Origin of the sequence: Rhodococcus sp. As11 (genome assembly GCF_048957735.1) — a bacterium.
Lineage (GTDB): Bacteria > Actinomycetota > Actinomycetes > Mycobacteriales > Mycobacteriaceae > Rhodococcus > Rhodococcus gordoniae.
The window spans coordinates 140,015-164,483 of the sequence record NZ_JARDJE010000004.1 but is presented as its reverse complement, the minus strand read 5'-3'; the positions used below and the strand labels follow the sequence as shown (position 1 = coordinate 164,483).

Genomic DNA, 24,469 nt, shown 5'->3' with positions numbered 1-24,469 from the left:
GACACGCGAGATCTCAGCCCGCGCGGCCGGCTCTGGTGCGGTCGATAAGAACGGAGACAACGCATGAGCGGCAGAACATTCGGCGGCGGCACCGCGGTGCTGGTCCTCGAGGACGGACGTGCCTTCCGCGGCACCACTTTCGGCGCGGTCGGCCAGACGCTCGGCGAGGCCGTGTTCACCACGGCAATGACCGGCTACCAGGAAACCCTCACCGATCCGAGCTACCACCGCCAGATCGTGGTTGCCACCGCACCGCAGATCGGCAACACCGGCTGGAACGACGAGGACAACGAATCGGTCGGCCCCGACGGCAACGCGGCCGACTCGAAGATCTGGGTGGCCGGCTACGTGGTGCGCGACCCGTCGCGCACCACCTCGAGCTGGCGCGCCACCGGTTCCCTGCAGGACGAACTCGAACGGCAGAAGGTCGTCGGGATCGCGGGCATCGACACCCGCGCGCTGGTACGGCACCTGCGCACCCTCGGCTCGATGCGCGCGGGAATCTTCTCGGGCGACGCACTCGCCTGGAACGGCGACGACCTCGACATCGACGCCCTCCTCGACCGCGTCAAGGCGCAGCCTCCGATGCTCGGCGCGAATCTCGCACGTGAGGTCACGACCACCAGCGGCTACGTCGTCGAACCCGAGGGTGAGGCGCGCTTCGACGTCGCGGCCCTCGACCTGGGGATCAAGAGCAACACCCCGCGACTGCTGGCTGCGCGCGGGATCCGCGTGCACGTGCTCCCCGCCACCACGACCCTGCACGACATCCTCGACCTGAAGGCCGACGGCGTGTTCCTGTCCAACGGTCCCGGTGATCCCGCGGCGGTCGGCGACGTGGTGCACCTGACGAAGGAGATCCTCGGCCAGGGGCTGCCGTTGTTCGGTATCTGCTTCGGCAACCAGATCCTCGGTCGCGCGCTCGGCCTGAACACCTACAAGATGAAGTTCGGCCACCGCGGCCTGAACATCCCGGTCATCGACCACGAGACCGGGCAGATCGCGATCACCTCCCAGAACCACGGCTTCGCGCTCGAAGGTGAGGCCGGCCAGGAGTTCGACACCCCGTTCGGGTGCGCGAAGGTCACCCACACCTGCGCCAACGACGGTGTCGTCGAGGGCGTCCGACTGCTCGACGGTTCGGCGTTCTCCGTGCAGTACCACCCCGAGGCGGCGGCCGGTCCCCACGACGCCGTCGACCTGTTCGATCGTTTCACCCGCCTGCTCGAGGGAGAGAAGAACTAAATGCCACGCCGTACCGATCTCTCCCACGTCCTGGTCATCGGGTCCGGCCCGATCGTCATCGGGCAGGCCTGCGAGTTCGACTACTCGGGCACCCAGGCGTGCCGGGTGCTCCGCGAGGAGGGCCTGCGGGTCTCCCTCGTGAACTCGAACCCGGCCACGATCATGACCGACCCCGAGTTCGCCGATGCGACCTACATCGAGCCGATCACCGCCGACTACGTCGAGAAGGTCATCGCGACCGAACAGGCCAACGGCACGCCCATCGACGCGGTGCTCGCGACCCTCGGCGGCCAGACCGCACTCAACACCGCCGTCGCGCTGTCCGAGCGCGGCATCCTCGACAAGTACGGCGTCGAACTCATCGGCGCCGACTTCGACGCCATCCAGCGCGGCGAGGACCGGCAGAAGTTCAAGGACATCGTCACCAAGTGCGGCGGCGAATCCGCTCGCTCGGCCGTCTGCTACACGATGGACGAGGTCCGTGCGACCGTCGCCGAACTCGGCTTCCCCGTCGTGGTGCGGCCGTCCTTCACCATGGGCGGCCTCGGCTCCGGCATGGCCTACGACGACGCCGACCTCGAGCGCATCGCCGGCGGTGGCCTCGCGGCCTCGCCCACCGCGAACGTGCTCATCGAGGAATCCATCCTCGGCTGGAAGGAATACGAGCTCGAACTCATGCGCGACGGTGCCGACAACGTCGTCATCGTCTGCTCGATCGAGAACGTCGACCCGGTCGGTGTGCACACCGGCGACTCGGTGACCGTCGCCCCCGCGATGACGCTCACCGACCGCGAGTACCAGCAGATGCGCGACCTCTCGATCGCCATCCTGCGCGAGGTCGGTGTCGACACCGGCGGCTGCAACATCCAGTTCGCGATGGATCCGCGCGACGGCCGGCTCGTCGTCATCGAGATGAACCCGCGCGTGTCGCGGTCGTCGGCGCTCGCGTCGAAGGCCACCGGCTACCCGATCGCGAAGATGGCCGCCAAGCTCGCCATCGGCTACACCCTCGACGAGATCGTCAACGACATCACCAAGGAAACGCCGGCCTGCTTCGAACCGAGCCTCGACTACGTCGTGGTCAAGGCCCCGCGGTTCGCGTTCGAGAAGTTCCCCGGTGCCGACGGCACTCTCACCACCACCATGAAGTCGGTCGGTGAGGCCATGTCGATCGGCCGCAACTTCACCGAGGCCTTCGGCAAGGTGCTGCGCTCGCTCGAGACCAAGTCCGCCGGTTTCTGGACCGGCCCCGAGGTCGAGGGCACGCTCGAGGAGATCCTCGAAGAGATCCGCACTCCCACGGACGGCCGGTTCTACCGGATCGCCCGGGCGCTCGAGCTCGGCGCGACCGTCGAGCAGCTCTTCGACGCCACGAAGATCGACCCGTGGTTCCTCGAGCAGTTCGCGTACATCGTCGAGCTGGGCGAGGACGTCCGCACGGCCGAGCAGTTCGGTGCCACCGAGCTGCGCTACGCGAAGCACCACGGTTTCTCCGACCGGCAGATCGCGGCGCTGCGCCCGGCGCAGTTCGCCTCCGAGGACGATGTCCGTGCCCTCCGTCAGGAGCTGGGCGTCCACCCGGTCTACAAGACCGTGGACACCTGCGCGGCCGAGTTCGAGGCGAAGACGCCGTACCACTACTCGACCTACGAGCTCGACCCCGCGGCCGAGACCGAGGTCGTCGAGCAGCGCGACAAGCCCAAGGTGCTCATCCTCGGTTCCGGCCCGAACCGCATCGGACAGGGCATCGAGTTCGACTACTCGTGCGTCCACGCCGCGCTGACGCTGTCGGAGGCCGGTTACGAGACCGTGATGGTCAACTGCAACCCCGAGACGGTCTCGACCGACTACGACACCGCCGATCGCCTGTACTTCGAGCCGCTGACCTTCGAGGACGTCCTCGAGGTCTACCGCGCCGAGTGCGAGTCCGGCACGGTCGCCGGCGTCATCGTCCAGCTCGGCGGTCAGACCCCGCTCGGCCTGGCGCGCCGCCTGAAGGCCGCAGGCGTGCCGATCGTCGGTACCTCGCCCGAGGCGATCGACCTCGCGGAGGATCGCGGCGAGTTCGGTCGCGTGCTCGACGAGGCCGAGCTGCCGGCCGCGAAGTACGGCACCGCCACCACCTTCGAGGGTGCGCGCGAGATCGCCGCGGGCATCGGCTACCCGGTGCTGGTGCGCCCGTCCTACGTCCTCGGCGGTCGCGGTATGGAGATCGTGTACGACGAGAAGGCGCTCGAGACGTACATCTCCAATGCGACCGAGATCTCCGACGACCGCCCGGTGCTCGTCGACCGTTTCCTGGACGATGCGGTCGAGATCGACGTCGACGCGTTGTGCGACGGCACCGACGTGTACATCGGCGGGATCATGGAGCACATCGAGGAGGCCGGGATCCACTCCGGTGACTCGGCCTGCGCGCTGCCGCCGATCACGCTCGGCCGTGCCGACATCGAGAACGTGCGCCGTTCGACGGCGGCGCTCGCGAAGGGCATCGGCGTCAAGGGCCTGCTCAACGTCCAGTACGCGCTCAAGGACGACATCCTGTACGTCCTCGAGGCGAACCCTCGCGCCTCGCGCACGGTGCCGTTCGTCTCCAAGGCCACGGCGGTGCAGCTCGCCAAGGCCTGTGCTCGGGTGATGCTCGGCGAGTCCATCGCGGATCTGCGCGCCGCGGGCATCCTCCCGGCGGAGGGCGACGGCAGCGACGTCCCGCTCGACGCGCCGGTCGCGGTGAAGGAAGCGGTGCTGCCGTTCAACCGGTTCCGGCGTGCCGACGGCACGGGCATCGACACCCTGCTCAGCCCGGAGATGAAGTCCACCGGTGAGGTCATGGGCCTCGACGACGACTTCGGTACCGCGTTCGCGAAGAGCCAGACCGCGGCCTACGGCTCCCTGCCCACCTCGGGCACGGTCTTCGTCTCGCTCGCGAACAAGGACAAGCGGTCGATGATCTTCCCGGTCAAGCACCTTGCCGATCTGGGCTTCCACATCATGGCCACCGTCGGCACGGCAGAAGTGCTGCGCCGCAACGGTGTTCCCTGCGAGCAGGTCTACAAGGTCTCGGGCGAGGACAAGCCCGAGGGCGCGCTCGACATCGTCGATCGCATCCGCGCCGGCGACGTCGACATGGTCATCAACACCCCCTGGGGCAATGCCGGTCCGCGCGTGGACGGCTACGAGATCCGCAGCGCGGCGGTCGCCGCGAACATCCCGTGCGTCACCACGGTGCAGGGTGCCTCCGCCGCGGTGCAGGGCATCGAGGCGGCACTGCGCGGTGAGATCGGCGTCAGCTCGATCCAGCGGATGCACGCGCGACTGCGCGGCGCACCCGCCGAACGGGCGTGACGCCCTTCGGGCAGCGACTCGCGGACGCCCTCGGGCGCCGCGGGCCGCTGTGTGTGGGTATCGATCCGCACCCGGGGCTCCTCGCCGCATGGGGTCTCGGCGACGACGTGGACGGTCTGGCCCGGTTCAGCGAACTGTGCGTCGAGGCGTTCGGCGATACCGTCGCGGTCGTCAAGCCCCAGGTGGCGTTCTTCGAGGCATACGGCTCCGCCGGCCTCGCGGTGCTCGAACGCACCATCGCCGGGCTGGGGGAGACGGGCGTGCTCGTGCTCGCCGATGCCAAGCGCGGCGACATCGGTTCCACGATGGACGCCTACGCCCGGACCTGGCTGTCGGACGACTCGCCGCTGCGTTCGGACGCCGTGACCGTCTCCCCGTATCTGGGCTTCGGTTCGCTCGCCCCTGCGCTGGATCTGGCGGCCGGGACGGGCCGCGGGGTATTCGTGCTCGCGGCCACCTCCAATCCCGAAGGTGCTCAGGTCCAGCGGGCCCGGGTCGCCGACGGGCGCACCGTGGCGCAGGTCGTGGTGGACGAGTGCGCCGCCCGCAACTGCGCCGACGCGAGCGGCGGAGCGGCAGAGCTCGGATCCGTGGGTGTGGTGGTCGGAGCGACCCTCCCCGAGGCGCCCGACCTGTCCGCCCTCCACGGGCCCATCCTGATGCCCGGAGTGGGCGCCCAGGGCGGCACCGCCGACGACGTGCGCCGACTCGTGGGCGACCACCTGCGGGCCGTCGTGCCCAACGTCTCACGGGACGTGCTGCGGGCAGGTCCGTCCGTCGCGGGGCTGCGGGCCGCCGTCGCCCGCACGTTGGACGGCTTCGCCTTCCTGACGGACTGAGACGTTCGACTCTCGTGCCCGGATCGCCACGCGCGGTCCGGGCACGAGTCGTACATACCGCTGGTATGCACTCTGACCTGCGCTCGGAGCGGCGCGACACGCGGAATGGGAAGAAAAATTTCTCGGGCCGCCGAAGTGCCCGAACGTCCGGTCGCCGATCCCGCGAGCCGCTCGGCGCGCTGCGGACCTCTCCGGCGCCCCGGATGCCCACTCACCTGCAGTTTTCCCCCATTTGGGCAGGTCGCGGCGATGCGCGGACGCGCACCGGAGGGCGCGGAATCCGCTGCGGAATCGGCGTGCACTACCGCACGGATTTTCGAGCGGAACGCCGGGGGGTGGGTTCGCATTCGTCGGTGGTCGTGAGTACGGTCGCTATCGCCGCTGGTTGCAGCGGTGAAGACTCGAAAGCCAACGATGAGACGGAGGAACCGTGGCCCTTCCCCAGCTGACCGATGAGCAGCGCGCCGCTGCTCTGGAGAAGGCGGCTGCTGCCCGTCGTGCCCGGGCTGAGCTCAAGGAGCGCCTCAAGCGCGGCGGCACCGACCTCAAGCAGGTGCTCAAGGACGCCGAGAACGACGAGATCCTCGGCAAGATGAAGGTGTCGGCTCTGCTCGAGGCCCTGCCGAAGGTCGGCAAGGTCAAGGCGCAGGAGATCATGACCGAGCTGGAGATCGCCCCGACCCGCCGTCTGCGCGGCCTCGGCGACCGTCAGCGCAAAGCCCTGCTCGCCAGGTTCGATTTCGACGCCTGAGCACGTGGTAGCTGACGCACGAACCGTGACGGACAGCGTGCCCGCAACGCGGAGGGGCCGGCTGGTGGTACTGGCCGGGCCCTCCGCGGTGGGTAAGTCGACCGTCGTACGCCTGCTGCGGAGCCGGATCCCGGATCTGCACTTCAGTGTCTCGGCCACCACCCGGGACCCGCGACCGGGCGAGGTGGACGGGGTGGATTACCACTTCGTCGGCCGCGCCGAGTTCGACCGGATGATCGACGCCGGTGAACTGCTCGAATGGGCCGACATCCACGGCGGTCTGCAGCGTTCGGGCACGCCGGCCGAGCCGGTGCGCGACGCACTCGCCGAGGGACATCCGGTGCTCGTGGAGGTCGACCTCGCGGGAGCACGGGCCGTCCGCGCCGCGATGCCGGACGCAGTACTGGCCTTTCTCGCCCCGCCCAGTTGGGAGGTGCTCGTCGAGCGCCTCACCGGCCGAGGCACCGAAACCGACGAGGTCGTCGCTCGCAGGCTCGATACCGCCCGCAGCGAACTGGCCGCGCAGGACGAGTTCGATGTCGTGATCGTCAACGACGACGTCGACCGGGCCTGCGATGAATTGGTATCCTTGTTGGTCGGACCCGGAGCCGACTGACCGTCCGCGCCTCGTGCGCGTCCGGCCGCCGGTTTCGTGCCCCCTTATTCAGCGACATCTCAGGAGAACACCGAGTGAGCAGCATCCAGGCAGCCGCGACCGACCTCGAGGGCAACGCCCTCCCGGTCTACGACACCCCCTCGGGTATCACCAACCCGCCTATCGACGAGCTGCTCGAGCGCGCCTCCTCGAAGTACGCGCTGGTGATCTACGCCGCCAAGCGGGCACGCCAGATCAACGATTACTACAACCAGCTCGGCGACGGCATCCTCGAGTACGTCGGCCCCCTCGTGGAGCCGGGCCTGCAGGAGAAGCCGCTGTCGATCGCCATGCGCGAGATCCACTCGGATCTGCTCGAGCACACCGAAGGCGAGTGAACAACCCCGCTTCGAGCGGCGAGGCCGGATCCGTGCAGCGCCGCCGCATCGTCGTCGGTGTCGCCGGCGGCATCGCCGCCTACAAGTCCTGCGCACTGATCCGCGCGTTCACCGAGAGCGGCCACCACGTGCGGGTCGTCCCGACGGAGTCCGCCCTCGAATTCGTCGGCCGCGCCACCTTCGAGGCGTTGTCCGGCAACCCCGTCCAGACCGGTGTATTCGCCGACGTGCCGCAGGTTCCGCACGTGCGGCTCGGTCAGGAGGCCGACCTCGTCGTCATCGCGCCGGCGACCGCCGACCTGATGGCCCGGGCGGTCGCAGGTCGCGCCGACGACCTGCTCACGGCGACCTTGCTCACCGCGCGGTGCCCGGTGATGTTCGTGCCCGCGATGCACACCGAGATGTGGGAGCATCCCGCCACCGTCGACAACGTCGCGACCCTGCGCCGCCGCGGGGCGGTGGTCGTGGAACCCGCGTCCGGCCGGCTCACCGGCAAGGACACCGGAGCCGGGCGGATGCCCGAACCCGACGAGATCTTCACTCTGGCCGCGTTGCTGCTCGAACGCGCCGACGCGCTGCCTCGCGACCTGGCCGGACGCCGCGTCGTCGTGTCCGCCGGTGGCACCCGCGAGCCCCTCGATCCGGTGCGCTTCCTCGGCAACCGGTCGTCCGGCAAGCAGGGCTACGCACTCGCACGTCTCGCCGCGCAACGCGGCGCCGACGTGACCCTCGTCGCCGGCAGTGTCGCAGGTCTCGACGACCCGGCCGCGGTCGACGTCGTCCGGGTGCAGACGGCCGCGCAGATGCAGGACGCCGTCGCCAAGCACGCCTCCGGCGCCGACGCTGTGATCATGTCCGCGGCCGTGGCCGATTTCCGGCCGTCCACCTTCGCGATCAGCAAGATCAAGAAGGGGAAGGGCGAACCCGACTCCATCGCGCTGACGAAGAACGACGACATCCTCGCCGGGCTCGTCCGTGCACGCACCGAAGGGGGCCTCTCCGCGGAGACGGTCATCGTCGGGTTCGCGGCGGAGACCGGCGACGAGCACGGTGACGTGCTCACCTACGCCCGGGAGAAGCTCGCCCGCAAGGGATGCGATCTTCTCGTCGTCAACGCCGTCGGAGAAGGCAAGGCGTTCGAGGTCGACGACAACAACGGCTGGTTGCTGTCCGCGGACGGTTCGGAAACCGCCCTCGCTCACGGATCGAAGGCCCTCATGGCCAGCCGCGTACTCGACGCGCTCGGACCTCTGCTGGCGGAACGCAGCAGAATCGGGTGATTTCAATACTCGCGTCGACGCCTGCGGAGCAGTAGCGTCGGCACTGCGATCGGGTCGTTGCGGCCCGTTCGAGGAGCGCACGCTCCACACGGTTTGTCCGTCCAGCGCCTGGCGCATAGTCGAGAGGGAGTTTCGTGGCCAAGACCGGCGGTCGTCTTTTCACCAGTGAGTCCGTGACGGAAGGACATCCGGACAAGATCTGTGACGCGATCAGCGACTCGGTTCTCGACGCGCTCCTCACCGAGGATCCTCGTGCCCGGGTAGCGGTGGAAACTCTCGTGACCACGGGGCAGGTGCACGTGGTGGGTGAGGTCACCACCTCCGCATACGCCGACATCCCCAAGATCGTGCGCGATTGCGTGCTCGAGATCGGCTACGACTCGTCGTCGAAGGGCTTCGACGGCAACTCCTGCGGCGTCAACATCGCCATCGGCGCCCAGTCCCCGGAGATCGCCGGTGGCGTCGACGTCGCCCTCGAAGCGCGCAGCGGTGTGCTCACCGACGACGAGGTCGCGCTGCAGGGCGCCGGCGACCAGGGACTGATGTTCGGATACGCGTGCTCCGATACGCCCGAGCTGATGCCGCTGCCGATCTCCCTCGCCCACCGCCTGTCCCGGCGCCTCACGGAGGTCCGTAAGTCCGCGGTCCTGCCGTACCTGCGCCCCGACGGCAAGACCCAGGTCACCATCGAGTACGACGGCGACAAGCCCGTCCGCCTCGACACGATCGTCATCTCGACGCAGCACGCCGCCGACATCGACCTGAACAACCTGCTCACGCCGGATCTGCGCACCCACGTCGTCGACGCGGTGCTCGCCGACCCCAATCTGGCCGATCTCGACACCGCCGACGTGCGTCTGCTGGTCAACCCGTCCGGATCGTTCGTCCTCGGCGGTCCCATGGGTGATGCCGGCCTGACCGGCCGCAAGATCATCGTCGACACCTACGGTGGTATGGCGCGTCACGGTGGCGGCGCGTTCTCCGGCAAGGATCCGTCGAAGGTCGACCGTTCGGCCGCCTACGCGATGCGCTGGGTCGCCAAGACCGCCGTCGCCGCCGGCCTCGCCGAGCGCATCGAGGTGCAGGTCGCCTATGCGATCGGCAAGGCCGCTCCGGTCGGTCTGTTCGTCGAGACCTTCGGTACCGAGAAGACCGACCCGGCCCGCATCCAGCAGGCGATCGGCGAGGTCTTCGACCTGCGTCCGGGCGCGATCATCCGCGACCTCGACCTGCTGCGCCCGATCTACGCGCAGACCGCTGCGTACGGTCACTTCGGCCGTACCGACATCGACCTGCCGTGGGAGAACACCGACCGCGCCGACAAGCTGCGCGCGGCCGCCGGTCTGTAGATTCCGATCGGGCCCGGGTGGCTGCCGATTTCGACGCCGCCGAGGTCGATCCGGTCGCGCGGGTTCTCCCGCTGCTGCCGGTTCCGCACCTCGACCGGGAGTTCGACTACCTGATCCCGCGCGACCTGGACGCGGACGCCCGCCCGGGCGTCCGCGTCCGCGTCCGCTTCGCCGGACGCCTCGTCGACGGTTTCCTGCTCGCGCGCGCCGCGTCGAGCGATCACACCGGCAAGCTGGGCCGCCTCGACCGGGTGGTCTCGTCCGAGCAGGTCCTCACGCCCGAGATCGCCGCTCTGGCGGAGGAAGTTGCGACCCGCTATGCGGGGACCCGGGCCGATGTGCTGCGTCTCGCAGTGCCGCCGCGACACGCACGCGTCGAGGCCGAGGATCCCCGCACACCGCACTCCCCGTCGGTTCCGGAAATCGATCACGGGGCATGGGGCCGGTACCGGCACGGCGAGAACTTCCTCGAAGCGCTCGGTGGCGGCCGTGCCCCGCGCGCGGCGTGGCAGGCGCTGCCCGGTGAGGACTGGCCCCGTCGGCTCGCCGAACTCGCCGCGTTGACCCTGGCCTCGGGAAAGGCGGCCGTGCTCGTCGTCCCCGACCAGCGCGACCTCGACCGCCTCGTGTCGGCGTGCGCCGACGTCGCCGGGGCCGATCACGTCGTCGGCCTCGCCGCCGGTCTCGGGCCGGCCGAACGCTATCGGCGTTGGCTCGCGGCATTGAGAGGCTCCGCGCGGATCGTCGTCGGGACCCGTGCCGCGGTGTTCGCGCCGACACCCGATCTCGGGCTTCTCGTGGTGTGGGACGACGGCGACGACCTGCACTGTGAGCCGCGGTCGCCGTATCCGCACGCCCGCGAAGTGGCCGCCCTGCGCGCCCACGCGGTCGGTGCCGCGATCGTGATCGCCGGGCACGCGCGCACCGCGGAGACCCAGGCACTCGTCGACGCCGGATGGGCGCACGACCTCGTGGCGCCCCGTGACGTCGTGAGGGCGTGCGCTCCCAAGGTCACAGCCCTCGCCGACAGCGACCAGGCACTCGCGCGGGACCCGGCCGCGCGTGCCGCGAGGCTGCCGGCCATCGCGTTCGCCGCCGCGCGGTCCGCTCTCGCGTCGGAGCGCCCGGTCCTCGTGCAGGTACCACGGCGCGGTTACGTGCCCGCGTTGGCGTGCGGCAAGTGCCGGGCACCCGCTCGGTGCCGGCACTGCAACGGTCCGCTCGCGCTGCCCACCGCGGCCGGGCCCGACGGAGCCGCGATCCCGGCGTGCCGGTGGTGCGGTGTCGCCGACGCGCGGCACCGGTGCCACGCGTGCGGTGCACGTTCGTTGCGGGCTGTGGTCGTCGGGGCGGCTCGCACCGCAGAGGAACTGGGACGCGCCTTTCCCGGTGTGCCCGTCGTGACCTCCGGCGGAAACGAGGTCAAACACGCGGTGCCCGGTTCGGCGGCGCTGGTCGTCGCCACCGTGGGAGCCGAACCGGTCGCCGAGGGCGGTTACGGGGCGGCGCTGCTCCTCGACGGGTGGGCGTTGCTCGGTAGAGCCGATCTGCGTGCCGCCGAGGAGACGCTGCGGCGCTGGCTCACGGCGTCGGCCCTCGTGCGCTCGTTCGCCGAGGGGGGACAGGTCGTGGTCGTCGCGGATTCCGGGATCCCCACCGTGCAGGCACTCGTGCGCTGGGATCCCGTGGGGCATGCCCGATCCGAGGTCTCCGAACGAGCCGAGGTCGGGTTCCCTCCCGCGGTCCACATGGCCGCGATCGACGGGTCGTCGGCGGCGGTCGCCGAACTGCTCGGGGCCACACACCTGCCCGAGGGAGCCGAAGTACTCGGACCCGTACCGCTACCGCCGGGCCAGCGACTGCCGTTCGGATCCGACGGGCCCGAACCGGAGGACGTGCACCGGATGATCGTGCGGGTCGCACGGGAGCGCGGTCGCGCACTCGGTCGGTCCCTGCGCGACGCGCAGGCCACCCGCACGGCACGTCGCGCGGACGGGCCACTGCGGGTCCAGGTGGATCCGCCGCGTATCGGTTGATCCGGCCACGGGAGGATCTCTCCGGATCCTCGCCTCGCGCCTTACGCCGCTTTCGGAATCGGTTGCGAAGGAATGGATGCGGCTTCGGAACCCTTCCACAGCGCTGCGAACTCGTGGCGGTGTCGTATGCCGAGGATGTGCAGCAGGATGAAGCGCGGCACCGGCGGCACGAGATGCACGACGTGATCTCGCGACGACGCGTCGAGGCCGTCGATGAGCCAGTTCCCCTCCTTGCCGAGTTGCTGCATTCCCTTCGGCCCGATGTTGAATTCGTCGTCCCACGCCCGCCACTGCGCATCGGTGATGCTCTTCGAGACCAGCGGCATCATCTCCCGTTCCTCGAGTTCGAGGTGGGGGAGCAGAACCTCGGACAGCCGGGACAGAGCGGCCCCGAGCGCCTCTCCGGAACCCGGACGGTCGGAGCGGAGGTCGAGGGCGGCGGCCTCGACGGCCGAGATCGCCGGTTCGATCGTGCGGTGGTCGGTGTTCATCCTGTCCACGAGTGGGCCGGCTTCGGAGTTGCATCGCAGCACGAGCGGATAGAGCCCCTTGTCCTCGGACTCGTGGTGGTGGTGCAGGAAGTCCATCATCCACAGCACGTGGTCGGCGAGAGCCATGCGATGGGTCTCCTGCCAGGTCTTCGTGGCGGTGGCCACCTCGATACGAAGGAGGTCGCGGCGCAGGGCCGAGTGCACGATTCCCATGATTCGGGTATCGGCGGGTCCGTCGGGATCGGTGATCATGACGTCTCCGGTGGATCGGTGAGCAACGGCACATGCGAAGTGCAGGTCGAGATGTGCGAGGACGGTGAGGACACCGTGTTCGCACCGTACAGTTCCGTCGGCGGAGGCTGTTCTCAGTGTGGAACCGCCGTGGATCGAGCGCAAGGTCCATCAGGCTCCTGTCGTACGCAGAAACGACAGCGACACACCGTGCGGGAGATACCATTCGTCACAGTAGCGAAGCTGGTGATTGTGACCGATCTCTTTCGTAAGTGCCGGGAAGGCGCGCAGAGGGAGAGGACGGACGAATGAGAGCCGGGCGGAATGTCGGCGGTGTCGTCGGCGTATGCGTCGCCGCGATGCTCACTGTCGGTACGGCGGCGGCGCAGCCGATCTCGCCCGGGGACGGGCCGATACTCGGTCTCGGTGAGGGTTCCGGCAGCAGCGTGCCGGTCCCGGCGGGACCGGTGGCCACCGGCCACGCCGAAGCAGCCGAGTATGCCGAGAACAATCCCGACGTCGCGCCGGCGGGCAGTAACGACTTCTCGTGTGTGCCGTCCGAGGAGCATCCCCGCCCGGTGGTGCTCGCGCACGGCACCGATTCCGACGCGTACTCCGACTTCGCTGCGCTCTCACCGCTGCTCGCCGCATCGGGCTGGTGCGTGTTTGCACTGAACTACGGTCTCGCCGACGGCGCCGACGACTACGGCACGGGTGACATCCGGGTCTCCGCAGCACAGTTCGGCGACTTCGTCACCGAGGTACAGGGCGCCACCGGTGCGGAGGAGGTGGACGTCGTCGGATATTCGCAGGGAGCCACCGTCGCCCGGTACTACATCAACGAACTCGGTGGCGCCGAGGTCGTCGACCGATGGGTCGGAATGGCGTCACCCACCTACGGGGGCACCTTCTACGGAATCGGTGCGGCCGTCGCCACGCTGCCCGGAGCGACAGACATCGTCGAGGGCGAATTCTCCGTCGCGCTCGTGCAGCAACTCGAGGGATCGGAACTGCTCACCGAACTCAACACGCCCACCGACACCGTTGCCGGCGTGCGGTACACGACCATCGGAACCGCGGTCGACGAGGTCATCCAGCCCGCCGGCAACGTCGCACTGCGCGGGGAAGGCGCGACCAACTATGTCATCCAGGAGCTGTGCCCGCAGGATCTGACCGGTCACTTCAACATGGTCTACGACTCGTTCTCGCTGCAGCTCGCCCGGCACGTGCTCGATCCCGATCGGTACGCGCTCGGTGAATGCGACCCCGTCGCGCTCGGTACCGGCATCCCCGAACTGATCCTCCAGTCCAACACCTGACCGTGACGAGAGCCCGCACGGCGCGGTGATGCGGGTCGCACGGCACCGACTCCCTAGACTGTGGGAGGTCATCGCCGTCGAGAACTGGAGCAGCATCCGTGACATCCCCGCACAGTCCACACGCAGCGCACCCCACGTCCTCCCCGGTGGTGCTCTGACATGCGCGTGGTCTTCGCGGGAACACCGGAACCCGCCGTCCCGTCGTTGCTCCGCCTCATCGAGTCGTCGCGCCACGAGGTCGTCGCGGTGGTCACCCGCCCCGACACGACCGCCGGTCGCGGCCGGAAGGTCGTGCGATCGGCCGTGGGGCAGCTCGCCGACGAGCACGGCATCGAGGTGCTCACTCCGCGCACGCCGCACGACCCCGAGTTCGTCGCTCGGCTGACCGAGCTCGCACCCGACTGCTGCCCCGTGGTCGCCTACGGCGCCCTGATCCCGCAGCAGGTCCTGGACATCCCTGCTCACGGATGGGTGAACCTGCACTTCTCGTTGCTGCCCGCCTGGCGTGGCGCAGCACCGGTGCAGGCGGCGATCGCCGCCGGTGACGAGATCACCGGTGCAAGCACCTTCCGGCTCGAAGCCGGACTCGACACCGGGCCGGTCTACGGCGTCGTCACGGAGACGGTCCGTCCCACCGACACCGCCGGAGACCTGCTCGGCCGACTCGCGGAAGCGGGAGCCACGCTGCTCGAGTCCACCCTCGACGGACTCGAGGACGGCATCCTCACGCCCGCTCCCCAGCCGGCCGACGGTATCTCGCACGCTCCGAAGGTCACCGTCGAGGCGGCCCAGGTGCAGTGGACCCTGCCCGCGCACGTCGTCGACCGTGGGATCCGCGCGGTCACCCCGGCTCCGGGCGCGTGGACGATGATCGGCGACCTGCGAGTGAAGATCGGACCTGTGACGGTGACCGACGAGTCCCTCGAACCCGGTGAGCTCGAGATCCGCAAGGACGGTGTGCTCGTCGGTACCGCTACCGCGGCGGTGCGACTCGGGACGGTGCAGCCGCCCGGAAAGAAGGCGATGGCAGCCACGGACTGGGCGCGCGGCGCCCGTCTCGACCCGAAGGTGCGTGCGCGATGAGCGAGTCCGGTAGGCCCCCGCGGGGCAAGCGCGATCCGGGGGGACGCACTCCCGCCGGGCGCGGTGGGCGCAACAGCGGAGGGAAGCCGGGTCGCACCCCGGCGTCCGAGCACACCCGCCGCCCGCCGAAGCCGCACTCCGACCCCGCCCGCGTCGCCGCGCGGGACGTGCTGCGCGCGGTGCGCGAACGCGACGCGTACGCGAATCTCGTTCTGCCGTCGTTGCTGCGCGAGCGGCACCTCGATGCGCGCGACGCCGCCCTGGCCACCGAACTCACCTACGGCGCGGCCCGCGCACGGGGTCTGCTGGACGCGGTGATCGCCGACGCCGCCAACCGTCCCGTCGACGAGATCGACGGCGCGCTGCTCGACGTGTTGCGGCTGGGCGCCTACCAGCTGCTGCGCACACGCGTCGCGCCGCATGCCGCCGTCGCCACGAGCGTCGACCTGGTGCGAGCGGAATTCGGTTCCGGCCGAGCCGGATTCGTCAACGCCGTGTTGCGTCGTGTGGGGGAGCGGTCCGAGGACGAGTGGGTCGCACTGCTCGCCCCCGACCGGGAACGGGACCCGGTGGGGCACTTGGCGTTCCGGTACGCCCACCCCCTGTGGATCGCGCAGGCGTTCGCCCACGCGCTCGGCGCGGACGCCTCCGAGCTCGCCGACGTCCTCGCCGCCGACGACGCGCGCCCGATCGTCCATCTGGTCGCCCGGCCCGGTGTCATCACCGCCGAAGAACTCGCACTCGTCACCGGCGGTGAGATCGGTCCGTGGTCGCCGTACGCGGTGCATCTCGACCACGGCGATCCCGGCCGACTCGAACCGGTCAGGGAAGGAATGGCCGCCGTCCAGGACGAGGGAAGCCAGCTCGTCGCCCGCGCCCTCACCCTCGCGCCTCTCGAGGGAGAGGATCGGGGCCGCTGGCTCGACCTGTGCGCGGGACCGGGCGGAAAAGCGGCGCTGCTCGGCGCCATCGCGGCGATCGACGGATTCGCCGTCGACGCCGTCGAACCGGTCGAGCACCGTGCCGAACTGGTCCGCAAGACCGCCCGCGACCTGCCGGTAACCGTGCATGTCGCCGACGGCCGCGACCCGGGCCTCGAACCGGGATACGACCGCATCCTCGTCGACGCTCCCTGCACGGGTCTCGGTGCTCTGCGGCGGCGTCCCGAGGCGCGATGGCGGAGGCAACCGGGCGACGTCGCCGAACTCGTGCGGCTGCAGAAGGAACTGCTCGCGTCGGCGATCGGGCTGTTGCGTCCCGGCGGCGTGGTGCTCTACTCCACGTGCTCACCGCACGTGTCCGAGACGGTCGCCGTCGTGTCCGACGCGGTGCGCCGCCACGGCGTCGAGCAACTCGACACACGCGAACTCGTCCCCGGCGTGCCGGGGATCGGGGAGGGGCCGGGAGTCCAGCTGTGGCCGCACCGGCACGGCACCGACGCCATGTTCATGGCGGCGCTGCGTAGACCCGAGCACTGACCGAGGGGAGTCGCACTCCCGGACCGGTCGGGCGGAAGCCCCGCGCGCCGGCCCGCCGGTCCGAATAGGGTTCGGTCATGCCCGAGATCGTCACCTTGACCATGAACCCGGCGCTCGACGTCACGACCTTCACGGACGCGGTGGTGCCCACCCGCAAGCTCCGCTGTGACGAGCCGTTCTACGACGCCGGTGGAGGCGGAGTGAACGTCGCGAAGGTCGCGCGCGTGCTCGGTGCCTCGGCCGCCGCCGTCTATCCGGCCGGCGGTGCGCTGGGCGAGCAGATGAGCGGTCTGCTCGACGACGACGGCGTCGAAGAGCACATCGTCCCCATCGCGGGGTCCACCCGCGAGTGCTTCACGGCGATCGACCGCAGGAGCGGTCAGGAATATCGCTTCGTCACGCCCGGCCCCGAGCTGACGAGTGAGGAGCAGGAGCGTTGCCTGGCGACGCTCGAGAAGGTCGCCGAAGGTGCGAAGTACGTGGTGGCGAGTGGCAGCTTTCCGCCCGGAGTCCCCGGAACCTTCGTGCGCCGCATCGCCGCGGCTGCCCGGGAAGCCGGCGCCCGCTTCGTCCTCGACTCGTCGGGTGATGCGCTGACCAGCATCGATTCGGGGGTCTTCCTCGTCAAACCGAGCCTGGACGAGCTGTGCGAGTGGACCGGGCGGGAGCTGGACACCGGCGACGAGCAGATCGCGGCCGCACGGGCGCTCGTCACCGCCGGTGTCACGGAGATCGTCGTCGTCTCGCTCGGCGCGGACGGCGCGATCATGGTGACCGCCGACGAGGCCGTGCGGGTACCGGCCCTGGCGGCCAAAGTGCGCAGTGCCGTCGGAGCCGGTGACAGCATGGTCGCAGGTCTCGTCGTGGGGCTGCTGCAGGAACGGTCGCTGCGCGACGCACTGGCACTCGGGATCGCCTGCGGTACGGCCGCTCTCCTCACCGCGGGTAGTCAGGTCTGCCGCCGCGAGGACATCGACCGCTTCGACGCCCTCGCTCGCGCGGTCTGACCCTCGCGCGGTCTGACCCTCGCGCGGTCCGAGCACTGCCGTTCACGGTGGACGCGCGCGGATCCCGGGTGCGGGCATTCCCGGGGTGTGCGGCTACGGGCTGTGTGGTCCGATGCAGGTCCGACCCGGTGGAGAGCGCCGACTAGACTCGTCGGTTGTGGCCCACCCGATGATCGCTCCGTCCATCCTGTCCGCGGATTTCGCTCGTCTCGCCGACGAGGCGCAGGCCGTCGCCGGTGCCGACTGGCTCCACGTCGACGTCATGGACGCTCATTTCGTTCCGAACCTCACGCTCGGTCTCCCGGTCGTCGAGTCGCTGCTGAAGGCGACCGACATCCCGCTCGACTGCCACCTGATGATCGAGAATCCCGGCCGGTGGGCGCCGCCCTACGCCGAAGCGGGTGCGCACAACGTCACCTTCCACGCCGAGGCCACCGACGATCCGGTCGCAGTGGCCCGCGACATCCGCGCAGCCGGCGGCAAGGCCGGGTTGTCGGTCAAGCCCGGTACCCCCATCGAGCCCTATCTCGAGATCCTGAAGGAATTCGACACGCTGCTCGTGATGAGCGTCGAACCGGGCTTCGGTGGTCAATCCTTCATTCCCGACGTCCTCGACAAGGCCCGTCAGGTCCGTCGTCTCGTCGATTCGGGCGAGCTCCGCCTGCTCGTGGAGATCGACGGAGGCATCAACGCCGACACCATCGAAGCCGCCGCCGAAGCGGGTGTGGACTGCTTCGTCGCCGGGTCCGCCGTCTACGGTGCCGCCGATCCCGGCGAGGCGGTCCGCAAGTTGCGGGCGCAGGCCGGGGCTTCGTCCCCGCACCTGACGCTCGCGCCGTGACCGCGCCCGAGATCGCCGAAGCCCTCCAGTTCGCGCTCGACGCCTCCGAGGCCGTGCGGGGCACGACCAGCCCCAACCCGCCGGTCGGTGCGGTGATCCTCGACGCGGACGGCGCGGTGGCGGGTATCGGTGCCACCGCACCGCCCGGCGGCCCGCACGCCGAGGTGCGAGCACTCGTGGCAGCGGGGGAGCGTGCCCGGGGCGGTACCGCGGTGGTCACTCTCGAGCCGTGCAATCACACCGGCCGCACCGGACCGTGCGCGCAGGCTCTCGTCGATGCGGGGATCGCCACGGTCTACTACTCGGTCGCCGACCCGAATCCCGTCGCCGGCGGGGGAGCCGACACGCTCCGCGCCGCGGGCGTCACCGTGCATCCCGGTCTCGGTGCCGAAGCCGTCACCCGCGGACCGCTGCGGGCATGGCTGCATCGGCAACGTACCGGCCGGCCGCACGTGACGTGGAAGTACGCCGCGTCGATGGACGGCCGCAGCGCGGCCGCCGATGGCACGAGCAAGTGGATCTCCGGCCCCGAATCGCGGGCACGAGTGCACGACCAGCGCAGTCGGCTCGACGCCATCATCGTCGGCACCGGCACCGTGCTCGCCGACGATCCCTGGCTCACCGCCCGCCTGCCCGACGGGGAACTCGCACCCCACCAGCCCCTGCGGGTGGTCGTCGGTATGCGTGAGATCCCAACCTCCGCACGGGTTCTCGACGACTCTGCACCGACGCTGGTGCTACGCACCCATGACCTCGGTGCGGTACTCGCCGCGCTCGACGACCGGCCCGACGTGCTGGTCGAGGGCGGACCCCGACTCGCAGGTGCGTTCCTCGCGGCGGGGTGCGTCGACCGCGTCCAGGCGTACCTGGCGCCCGTCGTGCTCGGAGCCGGCGAGGCCGCCGTCGAGGACGCAGGCGTGGGCACGATCGCGGACGCGCTACGGTTCCGCCGGGAACGCGTCGAGACGGTCGGCTCGGACATTCTGTTGACCCTCGTCCCGGACCGGGACAACTGAATCGGACCCGGTCACGGATCGGGAGCTAAGGAGCGGAACATGTTCACGGGCATCGTCGAGGAACTCGGTGAGATCGTGGCGAAGGAGAGCCTCGCCGACGCGGCGCGCTTCACCGTGCGCGGACCGTTGGTCACCTCCGACGCCAAGCACGGCGATTCGATCGCGGTCAACGGGGTGTGCCTGACGGTCGTCGACGTCCTCGACGGAGACTCCTTCACCGCCGATGTGATGCAGGAGACGCTCGACCGTTCGTCGCTCGGGCAGCTCACGCTCGGCAGCTCCGTCAACCTCGAACGTGCCGCGGCTCTGAACAGCCGGCTCGGCGGTCACCTGGTGCAGGGCCACGTCGACGCCACGGGCGCCGTCGTCTCCCGCACGCCCTCGGAGAACTGGACGGTCGTGCGCATCTCCCTCCCGGCCGAGATCTCCCGCTACGTCGTCGAAAAGGGCTCGATCACCGTCGACGGTGTCTCACTGACGGTCTCGGATCTCGGTGGGGAACCGGGTGGCGAGTGGTTCGAGATCTCGCTCATCCCCACCACCCTGTCGCTGACCACCCTCGGCACCGCCGAACCGGGCACCCTGGTCAACCTCGAGGTCGACGTGATCGCCAAGTACGTGGAGCGCCTGCAGAACGCGCGTTGAGGCGTCGTAGTGTGGAGATCGACAATGGACGCGGAGCACGAGTCGTCCGGATACGAGAGTTGGAGTCCAGGGAAGTGACGAGGTTCGACACCATCGAGCGCGCGGTCGCCGATATCGCCGCCGGTAAGGCGGTCGTCGTGGTCGACGACGAGGACCGTGAAAACGAGGGCGACCTCATCTTCGCCGCAGAGAAGGCGACGCCCGAACTCGTGGCGTTCATGGTCCGCTACACGTCCGGGTACCTGTGCGTGCCCCTGGACGGGGAGGACTGCGACCGTCTCGGGCTTCCTCCCATGTACAGCGTCAACCAGGACAAGCACGGCACCGCCTACACGGTCACCGTCGACGCGAAGGAAGGCATCGGCACGGGCATCTCCGCGTCCGACCGCGCCGCCACCATGCGACTGCTCGCCGACCCGACCACCACCGCCCAGGACTTCACACGTCCCGGCCACGTGGTGCCGCTGCGGGCCAAGGAGGGCGGCGTCCTGCGCCGGCCCGGCCACACCGAGGCGGCCGTCGACCTCGCCCGCATGGCCGACCTGCGACCGGCCGGCGTCATCTGCGAGATCGTCTCGCAGAAGGACGAAGGCGAGATGGCCCGCACCGCCGAGCTGCGGGTCTTCGCCGACGAACATGAGCTCGCCCTGATCTCGATCGCCGATCTCATCGCGTGGCGCCGTAAGCACGAGAAGCACGTCGTGCGTGTCGCGGAGGCCCGCATCCCCACCCGGTACGGCGATTTCACGGCCGTCGGCTACCAGAGCATCTACGACGAGGTCGAACACGTCGCGCTCGTCCGCGGCGACATCGCCGGTCCGGACGGCGACGGCTCCGACGTGCTCGTACGCGTGCACTCCGAATGCCTCACCGGCGACGTCTTCGGGTCGCTGCGCTGCGACTGCGGTCCGCAGCTCGACGCCGCCCTCGAGATGGTCGCCGAGGAAGGCCGTGGCGTCGTCCTCTACATGCGCGGCCACGAGGGGCGCGGCATCGGCCTGATGCACAAGCTGCAGGCCTACCAGCTGCAGGACTCCGGCTCCGACACCGTCGACGCCAACCTCCAGCTCGGCCTGCCCGCCGACGCTCGCGATTACGGCATCGGTGCGCAGATCCTCGTCGATCTCGGCATCTCGTCGATGCGGTTGCTGACCAACAACCCGGCCAAGCGTGTCGGTCTCGACGGCTACGGCCTGCAGATCACCGAACGTGTCCCGATGCCGCTGCGCGCGAACCGCGAGAACATCTCGTACCTGCGCACCAAGCGCGATCGCATGGGCCACGACCTGATCGGTCTCGACGAGTTCGACGAGGGAGACGCCTGATGAGCGGCGAGGGCCTGCCCGACCTGCAGCTCGCCGACGCCGCGGGCCTGAGCCTCGCGATCGTCGCCGGTCGCTGGCACACCGAGATCTCCGACGCGCTCATCGCCGGCGCCCAACGGGTCGCCGAGCAGGCAGGCGTCACCGACGTCACGCTCGAGCGCGTTGCGGGAGCCATCGAGCTCCCCGTCGTCGCGCAGCAGTTGGCGCGCACCCACGACGCGGTCGTCGCGCTCGGCGTGGTGATCCGCGGCGGCACACCGCACTTCGAGTACGTGTGCGACGCCGTGACCTACGGCCTGACCCGGATCGCGCTCGACGAGGGCACCCCCGTGGGCAACGGTGTTCTCACCACCGACACCGAACAGCAGGCCCGCGACCGCGCCGGTCTGCCCGGCTCCGCGGAGGACAAGGGCGGACAGGCCTGTGCGGCCGCGCTCGACACCGCCGTGACGCTGCAGCGGCTGCGGAAGGTGGCGCGTTGACCCGCGACGAGACCGGCCGGGATCTGGAAGTACGCCCGCAGAAGATGCGGCGCTGGGTCGTCGTGGCGGCCGTCGTCGTCCTTGCCGCGCACATCTTCGCGGCGCTGGTACTCCGCGGGGGCGGCGACACCGGGGTGAACCTGCGGTTCGTCGACCAGATCGCGATCCTCGCCATCGGCATCATGCTCACCGGGGGCGTCCTGTTGTTCACCCGGCCGCGGTTGCGTGCCGGGGCGGAGGGAGTATCCGTCCGCAACGTCGTGGCCGAACGACACATCCCGTGGACCGACGTGCGTGGGTTGTTCTTCGACCACGGGGCGCCCTGGGCGCGCCTCGAACTGCCGTTCGACGAGTACGTGCCCGTCGTCGCCATCCAGGCGCGCGACGGGGAACTCGCCGTGAACGCACTCGAGCGTTTCCGCGAACTCGAGTCCTATTACACCGGCGGAGCCGTCAGGCGCGACGACGACGGGGGAGCCGTCAGGGGCGACGACGACGGCTGAGCCGTCAGGGGCGACGACTAGCCTGGACCTGTGCCCGACCCCTCGACATATCGCCCCGCCCCCGGCTCCGTTCCCACGGAGCCGGGGGTCTACAAGTTCCGCGATCCGCACGGCCGGGTCGTCTACGTCGGCAAGGCGAAGAACCTTCGCTCCCGTCTGAACTCGTACTTCGCCGACATCGCCTCGTTGCATCCGCGCACCCGTCAGATGGTGACCACCGCGGGCCGGGTCGAGTGGACGGTGGTGCGCACCGAGGTCGAGGCACTCCAGCTCGAGTACAACTGGATCAAGGAGTTCGACCCGCGCTTCAACGTCCGCTACCGCGACGACAAGACCTATCCGATGCTCGCGGTCACGTTGAACGAGGAATATCCCCGGCTGTTCGTCTACCGCGGGCCGCGCCGTAAGGGCGTGCGCTATTTCGGCCCCTACTCGCACGCCTGGGCGATCCGCGAGACCCTCGATCTGCTGTTGCGGGTGTTCCCGTCGCGCACGTGCTCGGCCGGGGTCTTCAAGCGGCACGCGCAGATCGGCCGTCCGTGCCTGCTCGGCTACATCGACAAGTGCTCCGCGCCCTGCGTCGGGCGCGTGTCCGCCGAGGAGCACCGTCGCATCGTCGAGGACTTCTGCGACTTCCTCGCCGGACGCACCGACAAACTGGTACGCGACGTCGAGAAGCGGATGCAGGCCGCGGCGGAGGAACTCGACTTCGAGACCGCCGCCCGCCTGCGCGACGACCTCGGGGCGCTGCGCAAGGCCCTCGAGAAGCAGGCGGTCGTGCTCGGCGACGGCACCGACGCCGACCTCGTGGCCTTCGCAGGCGACGACCTCGAGGTGGCCGTGCAGGTCTTCCACGTGCGTGGCGGGCGCGTGCGCGGTCAGCGTGGCTGGGTCGTCGAGAAGTCCGGTGACGTGCTCGATCGTCCCGAGGACCGCGACGTCGAGGGCGTCGAGGCTGTCGAGGGAACGGACGACGCCGAAGAGCTCTCCCTGCTCGTCGAGCAGTTCCTCACCCAGTTCTACGGTGAGGAGGCCGCGCTCGACAGCGGCGACACCGACGCGACCAGCGCCGTGCCGCGCGAGGTGCTCGTCCCCGCTCTGCCGCCGGATCCGGACGAGATGAGCCGCTGGCTCGGGCGCCTGCGGGGTGGTCCCGTGCGTCTGCGCATCCCGCAGCGCGGCGACAAGAAGGCCCTGGCCGACACGGTCGAGCGCAACGCCAAGGAAGCCCTCGCCCAGCACAAGCTGCGGCGCGCCGGCGACTTCAATGCTCGCTCGGCGGCCTTGCAGGGCATCCAGGACGCCCTCGACCTCGACTCGGCGCCGCTGCGCATCGAATGTGTCGACATCAGCCACGTGCAAGGCACCGATGTCGTCGCCTCACTGGTGGTGTTCGAGGACGGGTTGCCGCGCAAGTCCGACTACCGGCACTACGCCATCAAGGAGGCGGCCGGAGACGGGCGCAGCGACGACGTCGCCTCGATCGCGGAGGTGACGCGTCGACGCTTCCTCCGTCACAACCGCGACGTGGCGCGACAGACGGATGCGGCCGAACCTGCGTCCGACGACGGCAACGGCGGGGATCTCGCGCCCGAGGCAGCACTGGACCCGGCGACGGGCCGCCCCCGGCGGTTCGCCTATCCGCCGAACCTGTTCGTCGTCGACGGTGGTGCACCGCAGGTCGCGGCCGCGGCGGAGGTCCTCGACGAACTCGGCATCACCGATGTCGCCGTCGTCGGACTCGCGAAGCGTCTCGAAGAGGTGTGGGTGCCGGGAGAGGAGGATCCGGTGATCCTTCCGCGCACCAGCGAGTCGCTGTTCCTGCTGCAGCGCATCCGCGACGAAGCGCACCGTTTCGCCATCGGCTACCACCGGAGCAAGCGGTCCAAGCGGATGACGGCATCCGCCCTCGACGGGGTTCGTGGCCTCGGCGACACCCGGCGTAAGGCCCTGGTCACCCATTTCGGGTCCGTTGCACGGTTGCGGGAGGCGAGCGTCGAGGAGATCACCGCGGTACCCGGCATCGGGCAGGCCACCGCGCGTGCCGTGCTCGAAGCGCTGCGGGACGACACGCCGCCACCGGCCGCACCACGGCAGGACGGTACCGACGCGCCGGCGGTCGCGGATGCGGGCGACACGCCGGTAGGCGATGATGGCTCCGTCGGCGTGTCGGGTGTACGAGCGGAGTCGGAACAGTGACCGAAGTGGGT

Annotated in this window: 21 protein-coding genes; 20 read left to right on the top strand and 1 reads right to left on the bottom strand. The window is 69.9% G+C overall.

Annotated features, from left to right (window positions below; all coding sequences use genetic code 11):
* Positions 1-63: 63 nt before the first annotated feature.
* From carA to PV766_RS06825, 9 genes are all read left to right on the top strand, one after another.
* The gene (gene carA, locus PV766_RS06865; protein ID WP_421096733.1) at positions 64-1,245 is read left to right on the top strand and encodes a glutamine-hydrolyzing carbamoyl-phosphate synthase small subunit; all 1,182 of its coding nucleotides are present in this window, start codon (positions 64-66) and stop codon (positions 1,243-1,245) included.
* Positions 1,246-4,590, top strand: a complete 3,345-nt coding sequence (gene carB, locus PV766_RS06860) for a carbamoyl-phosphate synthase large subunit (RefSeq protein WP_129976694.1) — start codon at positions 1,246-1,248, stop codon at positions 4,588-4,590.
* Entirely contained in the window at positions 4,587-5,429 is an 843-nt protein-coding gene (gene pyrF, locus PV766_RS06855; protein WP_421096732.1) for an orotidine-5'-phosphate decarboxylase, read from the top strand. Before carB ends, pyrF begins: the two co-directional genes overlap by 4 nt.
* A gap of 430 nt (positions 5,430-5,859) precedes the next feature.
* Entirely contained in the window at positions 5,860-6,180 is a 321-nt protein-coding gene (gene mihF, locus PV766_RS06850; RefSeq protein WP_006551450.1) for an integration host factor, actinobacterial type, read from the top strand.
* Between the two features lie 64 nt (positions 6,181-6,244).
* On the top strand, positions 6,245-6,796 hold the full coding sequence (gene gmk, locus PV766_RS06845; protein WP_016934195.1) for a guanylate kinase: 552 nt from the start codon (positions 6,245-6,247) through the stop codon (positions 6,794-6,796).
* Between the two features lie 56 nt (positions 6,797-6,852).
* Complete coding sequence (rpoZ, locus tag PV766_RS06840) at positions 6,853-7,173, top strand: DNA-directed RNA polymerase subunit omega (protein ID WP_371053292.1); 321 nt, start codon at positions 6,853-6,855, stop codon at positions 7,171-7,173.
* The gene (coaBC, locus tag PV766_RS06835; RefSeq protein ID WP_421096731.1) at positions 7,170-8,453 is read left to right on the top strand and encodes a bifunctional phosphopantothenoylcysteine decarboxylase/phosphopantothenate--cysteine ligase CoaBC; all 1,284 of its coding nucleotides are present in this window, start codon (positions 7,170-7,172) and stop codon (positions 8,451-8,453) included. Before rpoZ ends, coaBC begins: the two co-directional genes overlap by 4 nt.
* Positions 8,454-8,587: 134 nt before the next feature.
* Positions 8,588-9,802, top strand: a complete 1,215-nt coding sequence (gene metK, locus PV766_RS06830; RefSeq protein WP_016934198.1) for a methionine adenosyltransferase — start codon at positions 8,588-8,590, stop codon at positions 9,800-9,802.
* A 17-nt stretch (positions 9,803-9,819) separates the two neighbouring features.
* Complete coding sequence (locus PV766_RS06825; RefSeq protein ID WP_421096730.1) at positions 9,820-11,838, top strand: primosomal protein N'; 2,019 nt, start codon at positions 9,820-9,822, stop codon at positions 11,836-11,838.
* A gap of 41 nt (positions 11,839-11,879) precedes the next feature.
* Here the strand turns inward: PV766_RS06825 and PV766_RS06820 are convergent, their stop codons facing one another.
* On the bottom strand, positions 11,880-12,581 hold the full coding sequence (locus tag PV766_RS06820; protein WP_129976697.1) for a hemerythrin domain-containing protein: 702 nt from the start codon (positions 12,579-12,581) through the stop codon (positions 11,880-11,882).
* 287 nt (positions 12,582-12,868) lie between these two features.
* On the opposite strand from PV766_RS06820, the gene PV766_RS06815 reads away from it, so the two are divergent.
* The 11 genes from PV766_RS06815 to uvrC all read left to right on the top strand — a co-directional run bounded on the left by PV766_RS06815 (position 12,869) and on the right by uvrC (position 24,458).
* Positions 12,869-13,879, top strand: a complete 1,011-nt coding sequence (locus PV766_RS06815; protein WP_421096729.1) for an esterase/lipase family protein — start codon at positions 12,869-12,871, stop codon at positions 13,877-13,879.
* 159 nt (positions 13,880-14,038) lie between these two features.
* Positions 14,039-14,962, top strand: a complete 924-nt coding sequence (fmt, locus tag PV766_RS06810) for a methionyl-tRNA formyltransferase (protein WP_129976699.1) — start codon at positions 14,039-14,041, stop codon at positions 14,960-14,962.
* Positions 14,959-16,440: an RsmB/NOP family class I SAM-dependent RNA methyltransferase gene (locus tag PV766_RS06805; RefSeq protein ID WP_064064920.1), complete on the top strand. Its 1,482-nt coding sequence runs from the start codon at positions 14,959-14,961 to the stop codon at positions 16,438-16,440. Before fmt ends, PV766_RS06805 begins: the two co-directional genes overlap by 4 nt.
* A gap of 77 nt (positions 16,441-16,517) precedes the next feature.
* Entirely contained in the window at positions 16,518-17,447 is a 930-nt protein-coding gene (locus PV766_RS06800; protein WP_421096728.1) for a 1-phosphofructokinase family hexose kinase, read from the top strand.
* Between the two features lie 157 nt (positions 17,448-17,604).
* Complete coding sequence (rpe, locus tag PV766_RS06795) at positions 17,605-18,288, top strand: ribulose-phosphate 3-epimerase (protein ID WP_129976702.1); 684 nt, start codon at positions 17,605-17,607, stop codon at positions 18,286-18,288.
* The gene (gene ribD, locus PV766_RS06790) at positions 18,285-19,304 is read left to right on the top strand and encodes a bifunctional diaminohydroxyphosphoribosylaminopyrimidine deaminase/5-amino-6-(5-phosphoribosylamino)uracil reductase RibD (RefSeq protein ID WP_064064917.1); all 1,020 of its coding nucleotides are present in this window, start codon (positions 18,285-18,287) and stop codon (positions 19,302-19,304) included. Before rpe ends, ribD begins: the two co-directional genes overlap by 4 nt.
* A 39-nt stretch (positions 19,305-19,343) precedes the next feature.
* Positions 19,344-19,949, top strand: coding sequence for a riboflavin synthase (locus PV766_RS06785; protein ID WP_016934885.1), 606 nt, complete (start codon positions 19,344-19,346; stop codon positions 19,947-19,949).
* 74 nt (positions 19,950-20,023) lie between these two features.
* Positions 20,024-21,274, top strand: coding sequence for a bifunctional 3,4-dihydroxy-2-butanone-4-phosphate synthase/GTP cyclohydrolase II (locus PV766_RS06780; RefSeq protein WP_255162759.1), 1,251 nt, complete (start codon positions 20,024-20,026; stop codon positions 21,272-21,274).
* Entirely contained in the window at positions 21,274-21,756 is a 483-nt protein-coding gene (ribH, locus tag PV766_RS06775) for a 6,7-dimethyl-8-ribityllumazine synthase (RefSeq protein WP_064064915.1), read from the top strand. The genes PV766_RS06780 and ribH overlap by 1 nt, the downstream gene beginning before the upstream one ends.
* Positions 21,753-22,259, top strand: a complete 507-nt coding sequence (locus tag PV766_RS06770; RefSeq protein ID WP_421096727.1) for a PH domain-containing protein — start codon at positions 21,753-21,755, stop codon at positions 22,257-22,259. The genes ribH and PV766_RS06770 overlap by 4 nt, the downstream gene beginning before the upstream one ends.
* A 30-nt stretch (positions 22,260-22,289) precedes the next feature.
* The gene (uvrC, locus tag PV766_RS06765) at positions 22,290-24,458 is read left to right on the top strand and encodes an excinuclease ABC subunit UvrC (RefSeq protein ID WP_064064914.1); all 2,169 of its coding nucleotides are present in this window, start codon (positions 22,290-22,292) and stop codon (positions 24,456-24,458) included.
* Positions 24,459-24,469: the final 11 nt, after the last annotated feature.